This is a genomic window from Thermostichus sp. MS-CIW-37, from assembly GCF_054060065.1.
Genome location: NZ_JBSSCV010000046.1, coordinates 1 through 13,137, shown reverse-complemented (window position 1 = coordinate 13,137; position 13,137 = coordinate 1). Strand labels below are relative to the sequence as shown.

11 protein-coding genes and 1 pseudogene are annotated in these 13,137 nt (G+C 50.8%); 6 read left to right on the top strand and 6 right to left on the bottom strand.

What is annotated here, in order from left to right:
• Both ACVWYZ_RS13790 and ACVWYZ_RS13785 read right to left on the bottom strand, forming a co-directional pair.
• Positions 1 to 740 (bottom strand): annotated as a pseudogene (locus tag ACVWYZ_RS13790) (glycosyltransferase family protein); the annotation flags it as partial.
• Positions 741 to 796: 56 nt separating this feature from the next.
• On the bottom strand, positions 797 to 2,875 hold the full coding sequence (locus tag ACVWYZ_RS13785) for a glycosyltransferase family protein (RefSeq protein ID WP_457467375.1): 2,079 nt from the start codon (positions 2,873 to 2,875) through the stop codon (positions 797 to 799).
• A gap of 171 nt (positions 2,876 to 3,046) precedes the next feature.
• On the opposite strand from ACVWYZ_RS13785, the gene ACVWYZ_RS13780 reads away from it, so the two are divergent.
• The 3 genes from ACVWYZ_RS13780 to ACVWYZ_RS13770 all read left to right on the top strand — a co-directional run bounded on the left by ACVWYZ_RS13780 (position 3,047) and on the right by ACVWYZ_RS13770 (position 5,637).
• On the top strand, positions 3,047 to 3,190 hold the full coding sequence (locus ACVWYZ_RS13780) for a hypothetical protein (RefSeq protein ID WP_011432125.1): 144 nt from the start codon (positions 3,047 to 3,049) through the stop codon (positions 3,188 to 3,190).
• 579 nt (positions 3,191 to 3,769) lie between these two features.
• Complete coding sequence (locus ACVWYZ_RS13775; protein WP_011432127.1) at positions 3,770 to 4,669, top strand: 2OG-Fe(II) oxygenase; 900 nt, start codon at positions 3,770 to 3,772, stop codon at positions 4,667 to 4,669.
• Between the two features lie 17 nt (positions 4,670 to 4,686).
• Positions 4,687 to 5,637: a glycosyltransferase family 2 protein gene (locus ACVWYZ_RS13770; RefSeq protein ID WP_414408289.1), complete on the top strand. Its 951-nt coding sequence runs from the start codon at positions 4,687 to 4,689 to the stop codon at positions 5,635 to 5,637.
• A gap of 109 nt (positions 5,638 to 5,746) precedes the next feature.
• Here the strand turns inward: ACVWYZ_RS13770 and ACVWYZ_RS13765 are convergent, their stop codons facing one another.
• The gene (locus ACVWYZ_RS13765) at positions 5,747 to 6,298 is read right to left on the bottom strand and encodes a type IV pilin protein (protein WP_457467374.1); all 552 of its coding nucleotides are present in this window, start codon (positions 6,296 to 6,298) and stop codon (positions 5,747 to 5,749) included.
• Between the two features lie 203 nt (positions 6,299 to 6,501).
• On the opposite strand from ACVWYZ_RS13765, the gene ACVWYZ_RS13760 reads away from it, so the two are divergent.
• Complete coding sequence (locus ACVWYZ_RS13760; protein ID WP_414522527.1) at positions 6,502 to 9,426, top strand: O-linked N-acetylglucosamine transferase family protein; 2,925 nt, start codon at positions 6,502 to 6,504, stop codon at positions 9,424 to 9,426.
• A gap of 66 nt (positions 9,427 to 9,492) precedes the next feature.
• Positions 9,493 to 10,821 carry a hypothetical protein gene (locus ACVWYZ_RS13755; protein WP_414329087.1) on the top strand — a complete coding sequence of 443 codons (1,329 nt, stop codon included), beginning with the start codon at positions 9,493 to 9,495 and terminating at the stop codon, positions 10,819 to 10,821.
• A 23-nt stretch (positions 10,822 to 10,844) separates the two neighbouring features.
• Here the strand turns inward: ACVWYZ_RS13755 and ACVWYZ_RS13750 are convergent, their stop codons facing one another.
• Entirely contained in the window at positions 10,845 to 11,363 is a 519-nt protein-coding gene (locus ACVWYZ_RS13750; protein ID WP_414329088.1) for a phosphoribosyltransferase, read from the bottom strand.
• A gap of 65 nt (positions 11,364 to 11,428) precedes the next feature.
• A complete protein-coding gene (locus tag ACVWYZ_RS13745; protein WP_457467373.1) occupies positions 11,429 to 12,349 on the bottom strand; it encodes a branched-chain amino acid transaminase in 921 nt (306 codons plus the stop codon).
• A 406-nt stretch (positions 12,350 to 12,755) separates the two neighbouring features.
• Here ACVWYZ_RS13745 and ACVWYZ_RS13740 point away from each other — a divergent pair, with 406 nt between their 5' ends.
• On the top strand, positions 12,756 to 12,971 hold the full coding sequence (locus tag ACVWYZ_RS13740; RefSeq protein ID WP_457467372.1) for a PepSY domain-containing protein: 216 nt from the start codon (positions 12,756 to 12,758) through the stop codon (positions 12,969 to 12,971).
• Here ACVWYZ_RS13740 and ACVWYZ_RS13735 read toward each other — a convergent pair.
• The coding region (locus tag ACVWYZ_RS13735) for a zinc ribbon domain-containing protein (protein ID WP_457467371.1) at positions 12,936 to 13,137 on the bottom strand (202 nt) is incomplete at its 5' end. The genes ACVWYZ_RS13740 and ACVWYZ_RS13735 overlap by 36 nt on opposite strands.

Sequence of the window (13,137 nt, the reverse complement as noted above, 5' to 3'; positions counted from 1 at the left end):
AAAAGTTCGTCCAATCCTGAGGCGAAGGAGAGCTGGTCAGTAAGCAGAAAGCCCCCTGCAGAAATCACTTCCAAGTTCCTTAAGTTCAGATCCCCATTTTGGCTGCAGTTGAAAGAGATTAACGAGCCACCAAATATTAGCTGAGGATTGTCGACTCGAGTCTTTATAAGTAGAGGTAGACCCAGTTTTTTCAAGGACATGATCAACTTAAGACGTCTGTAATGATAAGAGTTAAAGTTAAGGTTACCCACAAACGCAACTCTAATTTCTTTCTTTTCTATCCAACTGGAGCTGGTGAGACAAGCGGAAATGAAAGGCAGCCAAGCTAGCCTTTGAACTCCTGCTGCTGCGAACCAGTGGAGGTGCTGTCGGTCATAGGCGGTGGCAATATAATCAAAGGCTTCAGTGGCCCAGTAAGTTAGAAGGTGGGTGATAGGGAGCACATGATGATGCGTATCTCCGGCTAGCAAGACAGTTGGGCAGCCAAATTTTTTCGTGTTGAAAGGACTAGTCAGATCAACACTCGATGTCCAGACAATCACCAAGTCAAATTCTTTGTCTTCGACTTGATCTGAATACTGGACAAATTCATAGAGGTCAAAGTCTTTGTCAGGACACTCAACTAAGCTTTTTGGAACACTAAAAAAATCGAATATCTGTCTTCTAACCTTTCCTTTCGGACATAGAGTTACTTGACGCTCTGAAAGAGTGAGAGGTGGGACATAATCGGGTGGAGTCATCCAAACTAGTAGAACTCGAGGATTCATCAGTCTCAGAGCTTCCTAAAGATTGCCTTCTAAAGATTACCACTGCTTTCGTAGAATATGCATCTATTCAGATAACATAAGCACCCGTAGTTACCTTGAGAAATCTCCCCCTGCCAGAGGAGATGAGAGGGATCCAACATCTGGTCAATCTGCTTGCGGTCTTGCTCAGAAGTAAACTCCACGTAAATCACCTTGATGTCTTTGAGCTGCTCTTGCAAGCTGGTCAACACCTCCACCTCATCTCCACCTGTAGCCACCCTGAGCACATCGATGGGCTCCAAACCCAACTCCTTGAGGGCTGCCCTGGCTTCCCGGAAAGGGAGCAGCTGCTCCACTCCCCACTCGGCCTGAGGATCTTCCGGCCAGAGGCGACGGGTTCTGCAGCTATCCTGCCCCGCCAGCCCCACCGAATGCACAAAGCAGTTGCCCAAGCTGAGAATATTCTGCCGCAGCAGGTGTAGAGCTAGGGGATCCACCTCGAAACAGTGAATAGCCGCCTCAGGGTGAAGAGTTCTGAAACAAGCGCTGGCCACGCCCACCCCCGCTCTCACATCCACGACAACCCTGACATCAGAAAGAACAGAAACAGCAGGCTGATAGACTCGACTAAGTCTGGCCACCGTTCCTTCGTACTCGACGCCTTCGTACCCCCCCAGCCGAGCTGACGGAACGGAGCTGCGGCCTTGGACTAAGTAAATGAGAAAATTTTCTGTTATGTTTCCCGCATTGGCAAAGAGGAGCTGGGTGTCTTCTCCCAGGATGAAAGCAAAGCTGGTTCTCAAAGGCCGCCCCAGCCGCTGCAAGTCTCCCACCGTGCACACCACCGCATCAAAGCTAGGCCAACTGCTCGGCTCCCCCCTCACCTCATGAACTCGCTCCGGCACTCCCTTCTGCTGCAGCAGGGCACACGGATCCCCAAACCCCTCTTCCACGTACAGCTCCAGCCGCGGCAGGTCCAGCAAGTCTGCGGCTATCACCCCAGGACAGCCTCGGCCAACAAATACCCTCAGTCGCTCCTGCACGCGATGCAGCTCTTGAATGGGCTCGTAGATTCCTAGTCGTGTGTCTATCCAGGCAGAGCTGGCCGTGCTGACAAAGTAGCGCACATCAGAGCGGGGCGAGTAACGAAAGGGCTCCGGCAGCTCTCCCCCAAACACCCAGTCCAGCAGGTTCTGAATGCGGTGGCGGGGATGCCAGTGTTGGTCGAAAGTGTGATAAGCGCGGCGGGCAATTTGAATGGCCTCCTGGGGATGGTCTAGGTAGTAGCGGATTTTCTCCAGGAGTTGGGCTTCGGAGTTGTAGGTGTCGCAGTAGGTGCCGGGCGCCAAAAGTTCGTCCAATCCTGAGGCGAAGGAGAGCTGGTCAGTAAGCAGAAAGCCCCCCGCGGAAATCACTTCCAAGTTCCTTAAGTTCAGATCCCCATTTTGGCTGCAGTTAAAGGAAATCAGAGAATGGGCAAACCATTTGGCTGCCTCTTGGCGGTTGGCTGTTTTGATGAGGATGGGCAAATCTGCATTCTTTATGGCTTGAACCAGCCGGCAACGCCTGGGATGGCGGGATCCCTGTTGGCCGATAAAGACCACTTGATTTTCTCTATCTTCCACCCAATCGTGGGTAACAGTGCGCATGGAGATAAGAGGCAACCAGGCAAGATTCTCAGCGCCTGCTGCGGCAAACCAGTGCAAATGCTGGAAGTTATAGGCAGTAGCGACGTAATCAAAGCCTTCAGTAGCCCAGTAGGCCAAGAGATGGTTGATGGGAAACTCCCAGTGGTGGGTGTCTCCAGCCAGTAAAACAGTTGGACAGCCAAACTTTTTGGTATTAAGAGGATTGCTGTAGTCGAAGCTCGAAGTCCAAACAACAACTAGGTCAAACTCCTTATTTGTAATTTGCTCAGACTGCTGCACAAAGTCATAGAGGTCATAGTCTCCCTCTGGGCACTCCACCAATTCCTTAGAGAGATTGACAAAGTTTAGTCCAAAGCCCTTGGCTTTCCTCTTGGGGCAAAGACTGACCTGCCGATCTGAAAGCTGCGGGGGCGGGATATAGTCTGGCGGAGTTGGCCAATTGAGGAGAATTCGCGGAGCATTGGCCTTGATGTCTTGCATTTCTCGACTCCCCAAGTTGAGCGGCAGGTTCTTCTAGCTCCTACAGGCTACTAGGATTGGACACAACAACAAGGGATCTCTGTTGCCCTGGAAAACGATAAGCCGAGCATAGGTTATAAGCAACCCCATGGATCCCTGTCTGCAAGAGCCGAATCCAGTTTACCTGCCTGGATGGCCCCTACCCAAGACGAGCTCTCCTACGACAATGGCATACCCATGGAAAGCTGGCGGCACACGTGCCAGATGGACTTGCTCATCTCCACCACCCATGCCGAGCGAGGTTTTGAGGCTGTACCCAGCGAAGTGGGAGGGTAGGAGGCCACCTGGATTCTGTGGGCCACTGCCGCTGGGGAACTGATGCCTGCCAAGGCTGAACTGGAGCAGCAAAGGGCTGAGCGCCTGGCCTAAAAGTTGTGAGAACTGGGGGTGGATCCGGGTACATTAAGCTAGAGCAGACGTCAGGGATCCCTCCCCATGGATTGCCAAGACCTTGCTCAGGATCTTCTCCTAGAACTGGAGCAAGCTCAGAGTCTCACCCAGCTCTTAGATTGGGCTTTAGCCTGCCTTCCTAGCCAGCAAATCTTCTGCCAGATTGGCTGGGAAGAGTCCGCAGCTGTTTTGCAGGCAATGCTTCGCTATCCTGAAAAGTTAGCAGTGATTCTACGGAATCCCCTACAGAGCTCATCCGAAAAGTCAATCAGCACAGAAGATATCCAAACCCAAATTTCTCAGTTGGGATTAGAAGAACGGGTTCTACTCCTAGAAGGCCCCATTCCTGCCCTTTTGGCAGATCTCGGTCAATGTTTCCCAGAGACCCAGATTGGCGTTTGTTTCTGGACTGAACTCACGGACTACCGTACCTGTCTGCTTCAGTCTTTGCTACTGCGGGATTACTTGGCCGACTCAGCCCTATACTTGGTCAACCATTGCCGCTACGGAGCCATAGCCCAAGCCAACCTAGATTTGATGGGGATAGATCCCAGTTTTCATCTGCAGAAGGTTTTGCCCAATCTAGGCCAAGGGATCCATCTCCTCACTTGGGATCCCCAGCACAAAGGGTTAACCGAGCAGGATCTCGCTCACATCCAAGCAATTGGCCCTGGATCACTGCTGGCAGCTAACCCGGTATTCCTGACTTTTACCCAGCCGGATCCCTCAGAACCCAACCGGTTTTACCCCTGTAAATACATCAAGCTGGATAACTTCCTGCCTCAAGAGCTCAACCAAGCCATTCTCCAACATGCCATTACCCACCAAGACAAGTTTATCCCTTCCAAGAGCTACAGCAAGAGCAACACCGAGGCAGAGTCACTAAAATTTCGCCGCTCCCTGAGGCTGGACTTCGCTTACTTTCAGGAGCATGGATCCCTGCTGCGAGAAAAAATTGCGGCTGTTGCTCCCCAGATTTTTGCTGAGCTAGGCATTGAGAACTTTGACATTCAAATCTTTGAGATGGAGATGATTGCCAGCCATGATGGCTGCTTCTTTACCGCCCACACCGATAACTCCTACCCACAAACTGCCTTCCGCCAGGTGAGCTGCGTATATTACTTCCACAAAGAGCCAAAGCCTTATCGAGGAGGTGAGCTGCGCATCTACGATACCCAAAGGCAAAAACCTCATCCACCAATCCTGCACGGGGCATACGATGAGGTAACCCCTACAAATAACAGCATCGTCTTCTTCTCCAGCAGTTGCCTACATGAAATCCTGCCGGTATTTAGCCCTAGCCAAGCCTTTGCCGATAGCCGCTTCACTATCAATACTTGGCTAGGAGCCAAGCAATTCACCTAAAGGCTTGCAGCTCCACCATGGCCAGAGTTTGCATAATTACCACTGTTCGGGATCCAGGCGTGTGCTTGGAGTCGTTCATTCGCTATCACCTTGCCCTTGGAATTGCCCATATTTATATCTTCTTTGACGATCCAGAGGATCCCGCTATTCAGGTGGCACTTCAGTTTTCCGATGTAACGGCTATTCCCAACGATGAAGCTTTGCAAGTCCAACAAGCATTGGGGAATGTTCTCTACCCAAAATATGGCCCTCATGTTGGCTATGAGGTCATGGCTCGTCAGATCCTTAACGTAGAAACGGCTATACAACTTGCCCTGGATCAGGGCATGGACTGGATTCTTCATATTGATGGAGATGAGCTTTTTTATCCTGGCCAGATGATGGCTTTGGATTGGTTTGATCAAGTAAGCGACGATATATTCCAGGTTACGTTCCTAAACCACGAAGCAGCTCCTGAAGTATTTGAAGTCGAGGACTATTTTCGCGATGTCACTCTATTTAAGAAAAACCCTGCTGCCTTAGAGCCAGGACTCTGTACTGAGTTTCAGAGAGTTTCCGGCAAGAGTCAATACTTTTTAGCTTATCAAAATGGAAAGTCAGCAGCTCGGATCCATCCCACTCTCTTACCCAATAGCGTACATAGCTTTGATATTCCAGAATGTCATACCTTGGTAACATCATTCCCCTCTATTTTACACTACTTAAACTGCGGCTTTCAAAACTACTATAAAAAGTATGCTCAACTGGGAAACTTTCCCGACTACTGGTGGCGCTCAAAGTCTAATCCTATTCGGGTTCCCTTTCACTTGGCCTCACGGGACGCTTATTGCTCAGGAGATAGAACTTGCATGGCAGCTCTTTATCAAGAGTTCATACTTTACAGCAGTCCTGAAACCAACCAGAACCTCATCGAAAAGGGTATTCTTACTCGCATCTCCTACCCATCACAGTTACTGTCCTCGCTCTAGTTCACTGGTTTAGCCTAGAGCCCTTGCCTACTCTTGAGGGAGACTGGAGCAACTGAAATAAAAAAGCTCCCCACAGGGAGCCACGGAGTACATAAAGTAGAGATAGAAACTAGTCAAAGACGTTGCAGCTCTTACCAACAAAGGTAGCCGCAGTAGCCACAGCTGTCTCCTGTGATCCCAGCCCAATGGTGCACTGAATAGGTTGACCAGAAGCGTTAACGTAGCGGCTTGCACCCGTGACAGCAGTGGTGTCCCAGCGCATCCCCTGAGGCGCAGTAGAAGAAGTAACGGTGGCCACTGGTGTCTGGTAGTTGGGAGCGCTCCACGGGTCATTCATAAACTTATCGCCCCTAGCGCCGCAGGAATCAGCCCCACTAGTGGTAGGACATCCGAACTGAATTCTGGTGTAGGTGTTCGGGTACACGCCAACATCTAGGCGATAGACTTCAGAACCACGACCCACTGCCGTGAGAGCTGCTTGAGCTTCAGCAGTGCGGGAGCGGCGCACTTGGTTTAAGAACTGCGGGATTGCCACTGCAGACAGCACACCCACAATTACAATCACCACCAACAGCTCAATCAGGGTGAAGCCCTTGGCTTTGGAGAGAATTTGCTGAGCCAGTTTGGCCCGCAACAGAGACTGACGAGACTTTGCGCTCATGAGTACCAGATCCTTTAGCAAACTAGAGAGTTAACTGTGCAGCTCACCTGCTAGTGCTAACTTACCCCGCTCAAGGGCGATTCATAACAGCCTGCTCCCTGGCGCAATTGCGGATTTTTGCCAGATGAGCCTGACACAGGTCAGTGGTTTAGCTGAGCCGGCCTCAGCATGGCAGACTAAGACTAGCACTCTTCCTTCAACCTATGAACCCTACGCTGCAAGCCCGGATCCTGGAAGCCAAGCAACTGTTTCAGCAGTCTCCCGATACCTTTGCGGAGTGGTTGGTGGCTTTTTACCGAGAGCAAGGCGCAAAGGATTGGCAGGAGTTCCTGTGGGGTTTCTTTGATCTCTCCCCATCTTCATTGGCCAATGAGCCAGCCTTCCCCTCTGAGCCAGAGGCAATTACCCTATCGGCGCTGGAGCAGGCCTTGGCTGCTGGCCAGCTGAGCCTTGCTTACCAGCTCTACACGCCTCTGGTGAGGGCAGGGATCCTGTCCCAGGAGAAAGTCTTGGATTTGTTGCTATCCCTCGCAGGCCGTCTAGAAAATAGCCCCACGCAGGATCCACAGCAGCGTCTCCAGGTTTGTCTGAAGCTGCGGGAGATGGCCTTTGAGCTGGATCCAAGCCGGCGGGACAACACCCAAGTTTTGCTGATGCGGGCCCTGCAAGCTCAGGATGAGCTGGCAGTTGGCTTTTATGGGCAAGCCCTACTGGAGAGCCTAGGCGGCGAGAAGAGCCTCGATATTACTCAGGAGCCACTCCTTACTGAATTGCTCGCGCGGCTATGGGACGATGGCTACCTGAGCTTGTTTTTTGAGGTGGCCACAACTTTACAAGTCTTTCTTCCGGAGGAACAAAGATCTGGATTTGCTGCTTTGCTGGCCCAGCTAGCCAATGCGGTGGATCCCGAGCAGGCGAAGCGCTATGAAGGTTTGTGGACGATAGAGGACTTAATCGGTGACTTTTTTCAGAGGGCAGCCCGCGCCTTCTTCCAGAACTCTACCAGTGATGGCTATTCCATTTTAGGAGAAGCTCTCATCACGGCGGCCGAGAGCTCACAGGTGCAAGAGAACTTTACTCTTCGTCTATCCCTTCTATCAGAATCGCTGGAAAAGTTGATCCATGCTGCCCAGCCAGAACGGATAAACCTTGTTATCCAGAAAATTATAGACTTAATTTTATCGAGGGAAGCCGACTTAGGATCACTAAGAATTAACGATGAAAATCTACTCGAGAGTCTAACGATTGCTAAAGCCATTCTGTTTCGAGTTTGCTTTTGTTGGAGTTATCTAACTGACGATCGCTCTCTGATTCGTCATTACCAGCAGATTGGTGGTAGAATCTTTAACGATTGCCTAAGCTTAATGGCTTCTCAGCGAGACTTTCTTTGGTCGGAATATTGGCAGAAGAATCAGCAAGACTACTGCGGATCTGGCAGAACTAAGCGAAAGCTGAGGGTAGGCTTTCTGGGTAACTGCTTTCAGCGACATTCGGTTGGCTTTCTCAGTGAGGCTACTCTCAGGAACCTATCTCGCGATCTTCTGGACGTTGTCTACTACTACTACCAGGGGTGGAAAAATGAAGATATGGCCAGTCATGACAATATGTATCAAAAGTTTCGCTCTCACGAAAATCTCCATTTTCGCTTTTTTCCAGGAGAAACCAAGCCGCCTCAAGTAGCTGCTCAAGCGCGTGAGGATCGCATCGATATCATGGTTTTTATGGACTCCCTTACCAGTCACGATGCCAGCATCGTAGCAGCTTTGCGGGCCGCTCCTATCCAAATTGGTTGGCTTGGCGGAGATGCTGTCGGTTTGCCAGAATTTGATTACTTTTTCGCCGATCCCTATATCCTTCCTGAAGACGCCCAAGCCGATTACCATGAAAAAATTATCCGCCTGCCTAGCTACTGTGCTGTTGAGTATCTGGACATTACTCCTGCAGATGAGGTGAATTTCAAAAACAAGCTGAGAATAGGCCCGCAAGATATTGTTTTCCTAACTGCGGCCAGTGCTTACAAGCGTACCCCCGAATGTATTGATGCCCATCTGCAAATCCTGAAAGCTGTTCCCAAGGGGATCTTGATCGTCAAAGGCTCGGGGGAAATTGCCACGGTTATCAGGCGTTACCAGGAAAGAGCTAAGGAATTGGATGTTTTGGATCGCGTCCGTTTTCTATCTCAAGCAAGCAGCGTGGAAGAGCACCGGGGCCAACTAGCTTTGGTGGATCTTGTTCTCGATACCTTTCCCTACACAGGCGCAACCCACACTATGGAAGCCCTCTACATGGGCGTGCCAGTTCTCACCTTGGTAGGTCGCCATTACTATGGTCGAATGAGCTATAGCTTACTTAGGAATATAGGTCTTGATGACTGTATTACCTGGTCAGTTGAAGAATTTATTGAGCGAGGAATCCAGCTGGCTAACAATCCAGAGCGACTGGCCAAGGCCAAACAGACTATTCGAGAGTCCTACAGTAAGTCGATCATCTGGGATCCAAAACGTTTGGCTATGGCTATTGAAAAAACCTATTTTGATCTGGCTCATAAACATCAGATTATCGACCAGGTTCCTCCTCTAGACGGGGGTGAACCTAGACTCCAGGTCAGTCAGCGTATCCGCCTTCATATAGGGGGAAAAGATCCCCATCCAGACTGGAAGATCCTAGACATCCAACCAAGAGAGTACGTGGATTACGTTGGCAACGCTATGGATCTCAGTCAATTTGAAGACAACTCCGTAGAAGCCATCTACGCCTCCCACGTTCTGGAGCACTTCGACTATGTGCGAGAATTGCCTGTTGTTCTCAAAGAGTGGCATCGAGTTTTACATTTCGGTGGCCAGTTAATGATTAGTGTTCCTGACTTACCTACTCTTTGTCACCTTTATATAGAGGAAGGAGCTTCCGCCGAGCAGCGATTTAGTATTATGCGCATGATGTTTGGTGGACAGACAGATGAGTATGACTATCACAAAGTTGGTCTCTCGTGGGAATATCTGTTCATGTTGCTGACTCAGGCAGGCTTTCGGATTATCCGCAAGGTAGATCGGTTCGGCTTATTTAATGACTGTAGTGAAATGGTTGTTTTCGGTAAACCTGTTAGTCTAAACATAATTGCGACCAAGTAAATTAAATTAAAATAAAAAAAGTTGTCTGGTTCTAGGCAATTCCTATCTCCCTAACTATCTTTTGGTATGAAATCAGTAGTTATTATCACCGCAGCCGACTCCAAGTTCTTCGATCTAGTGCAGGGAACTGTTCTTTCCATCCGAGGTAAGGAGCAGGGTAAATCTGTTGAGATAGGCTTCTTCGATTTGGGCTGTACCCCTGAGCAAGTAGACTGGCTTTCAAAACACGTCAATTACATTGTTGAGCCGGATTGGAACTATAACTTTGCTGGAGTTGAGAGTGTGCCTTCTTATCTGCGGGGATTACTAGCTCGGCCCCGGCTACGTAGGTACTTTCCAGACTATGAAGTTTATATTTGGATTGACGCAGATGCTTGGGTTCAGGATTGGTTCGGGATTGACTTGCTCATCCAGCGAAGCAAAAAGCGAGGGCTAGCTATTGTTCCGGAGATTGACCGAGGGAATAGATTACTCTATGGCCCAAAAGATTACCTAATTGATCTTAGTGAAGCTTACAGATACCACTTTCCCAGTCTGAGTGTCGAGGACTTACATACGTACCCCCTCCTTAATGCTGGTGTTTTTGCAATGTCCTATACTGCCAAGCACTGGGATCTTTGGGACTTTCGGCTTTCTCAAGCTTTAGCTAGAAGACCTTCTATCATAACCGATCAACTCGCTCTAAATGTAGCGGTCTATCTAGATGGGCTACTTAAGGAAACAGAACTTCTACCTGCCTATTGCAATTGGACTTGTCACTACGGACTGCCAAAATGGGATCCAAGGCAAAACCTACTTGTTGAGCCTTACCTACCTCACACTCCTATTTCTATCATACACCTAACCAGCCATAGTAAAAGAGAGGGAAGGCATGTACTATTGACCACTGAAGATGAGAAAATTGAAATGAGCTTAAAGTTTAGCGATGCCTCGCTGGAACACCAGAAGCAAAGCTTGACGCCTGCTTCCGCAGAGCAACTGAGTTTTACTACTTTAGGGATTTATCTAAGCCAGATTAATCTAGCTCTTTTTCCCGATTGGGATCCAAATCTTCGGGAATCAGTTACTGCAAGCTTGGAGCCTTTACTAAAGTCTATTCTGCTTAGTTCCAATCCTCAGCATTACGCTTTGATCGTGTCTGCAGAGCCAGACTACGGGATGGCGGAGTCAGTTCTGGAAGCCGCAGCAGCTAACGTTACTATCGAGCTTATGGATTTGGGACACGAGTTAAGTGTTGAGCCGTCTATTTCTTTGGTTAAAACTCTTAACTCTGAGCAGTGGAAGCGACTACTGGCTCGGGTTGATTACTACTACCCCCTTACTCACGAGCGAATCCCCGCAGGGATCCAGCCTGCCCTGGATAAGCTGCCCCGCTTCGAGTTTCCTACTGGTTAGAGCCCTGAGGTGATAAAGAAAAGTTAACCGGAAGAGCGTAGCAACTGCATCAGCTGCTGAGGCGTCATCTGCTCGTAGGGCTCAAAGGGCTGGTGGATCCAAGGGTTATCCGGCAAATAGTCCACATAGTAGTCGGGTTGATAGACGGAGGCGGCCTTGTACCACAGTACGCCGGTGCGGATCTCCTCGATGTAGAAGCCGTAGTGGTGCTTGAGCCAGTGGACAGAGCGCTTTAGGGTCATGCCAGAGTCTGCCAAATCGTCCACCAACAGCACGTGGCTGCCCAGGTTGGCGGTGGTCATGGCTAGATCCCGCGAGAAGGTCAGTTGCCCCCGCTGGCGGTTACCGGGGCCGGAGTAAGAAGAGGCTGAGAGAATAGCCAGGGGCAGGTCGAAAAGACGGGCCAAGGTATCGCCGATGCGCAGCCCCCCCTTGGCAATACAGACGATTTGGTTAAATTCCCACCCGCTTTCGTAGACTTTGACGGCCAACTCCTCGATTTTGCGGTGGTAGTCGGCCCAGGTAATGGAAATTTCGTGCAAGGGATCCCCCTCTACCCATCTAGAGTGCTCAGTTTAATAATGACGCTTCTCCCCTCGACTAGGGACTAGCTTTCTTTCAGAGGGATCACCTTCACCCAATGGGCATAGGCCGGATCCCGATTTTCGGTAATTGCCGTCAGCTTCTGCCGCAACTGCTCGGTGATGGGGCGGGAGGGGGGCAGGACGTACTGCTCGATCTGGCGAATGGGGGTGATCTTGGCAGCAGTGCCGGTTAAAAAGGCCTCGTCAGCAATCAATAGCTCCGATTTGTCAACGGGCCGTTCTTGGGTAGGGATCCCCAGGTCGCGGGCCAGAGTGAGGACGCTGTCGCGGGTGATCCCTTCCAAGATATCTTGGTCAAAGCCGGGGGTAATCAGCACGCCATTGCGCACGATGAAGATGTTCATGCCCGAGGCTTCGCTCACTTTGCCCTGGGAGTTCATCAAAATGGCCTCGTCATAGCCAGCCTGCGCCGCCTCGGTTTTGGCCAGAGAGGAAGTGATGTAGGCGCCGGTGATCTTGCCCCGCAATGGTAGGCTGCGATCCTCTTGCCGGGCCCAAGAGCTGATGCGGCAACTGACTCCCTCTGGCGAGAGGTAGTCCCCCAGTTCCAAGCCGTACACGAAAAAGTTTTTCTCGATGTTGTGCAGCCGCGGTGAAATGCCCAAATCGGAGGTGTACACCAAGGGGCGGATGTAGAAAGAAGTGGAGGGCCGATTTTTCTGGATCAGCTCCACAATCACCTGCTCAATCCGTTCAGCAGGGAGATCAAAACAGAGCAGGCGGGCGCTTTGACTCAGTCGTCGGCAATGGCGATCCAGACGGAACACCAGAACTTGATCCGGGTTTTGCGGGTCTGGGATCCCGCGTAGGCCGCCGAACGCCGCTGTCCCGTAGTGCAGAGCATGGGTGGCAATGGAGATCTTCGCCTCGGCAAAAGGGACAATCTGGCCCTGAAAGTAGGCGTAGGGCAGAAAATCTGGCATGGTCGGCACTCACCGCAGTAGGAATGAGAGGTAGGAATATTATCACCGATTCGTGCAGTGCCGGGAGCTCCAACGTCGGCATGACTTCCCTGCCTGTAGTAGCAGCACGCGGGATAGGCGTAGAGGTATTCCTCCCCCGCAGCAGCGTTGTTTAGCCAGTCCATTTCTGAGAGGGCTGGATTGGAGGAGCAAACAATCCATAGCCGAAGAGGGGCCGAGCAACTACACCCTATGACGCAAGGGGGATGAACTCCTTGCGAAGGCAGCAATGCTCCTTGTGGCAAGGCTTCTTGAGTCTCAGGGTGGTAGGGTAAGGAGGTGGTTGCTCAAGCAGCTGTAAATAAAGCCTGCAAAACTTTCGATTGCTGCCTTACTTTTGCTTGGCATTTTGCCCCCCGCTAGCCCGATGCTGTCGACGGGTGGGAGCCGGAGGGCTGCTTTTGCCCAATCTTTTGCTCTGGGTATCCCCATTGAGGAAGCCATTCGGATCGCTCGATCTGCCGTGCCCAATGCTGTGATCAAAGAAGTTGAGTTGGAGCGCGAAGATAGACGCCTAGTTTGGGAAGTAAACTACCCGGCACCCGCGCTATGCGCAGGGTGCGGGCTTTATCCCAATCCCTAGCGGCCCCAGAGGGCAGCTAAGTTTCGGAATTTCGGGCGAGTTTACAGTCGCCCCAAGAAGAGAGATCACCCGAGCAGCGTTATAGTCAGCATCCCCTTCCCAGCCACAATGTCCACACTTGAACGACTTGCCGCTTCGGTAGGACTTGCCCTGCTCAGGGTGGATG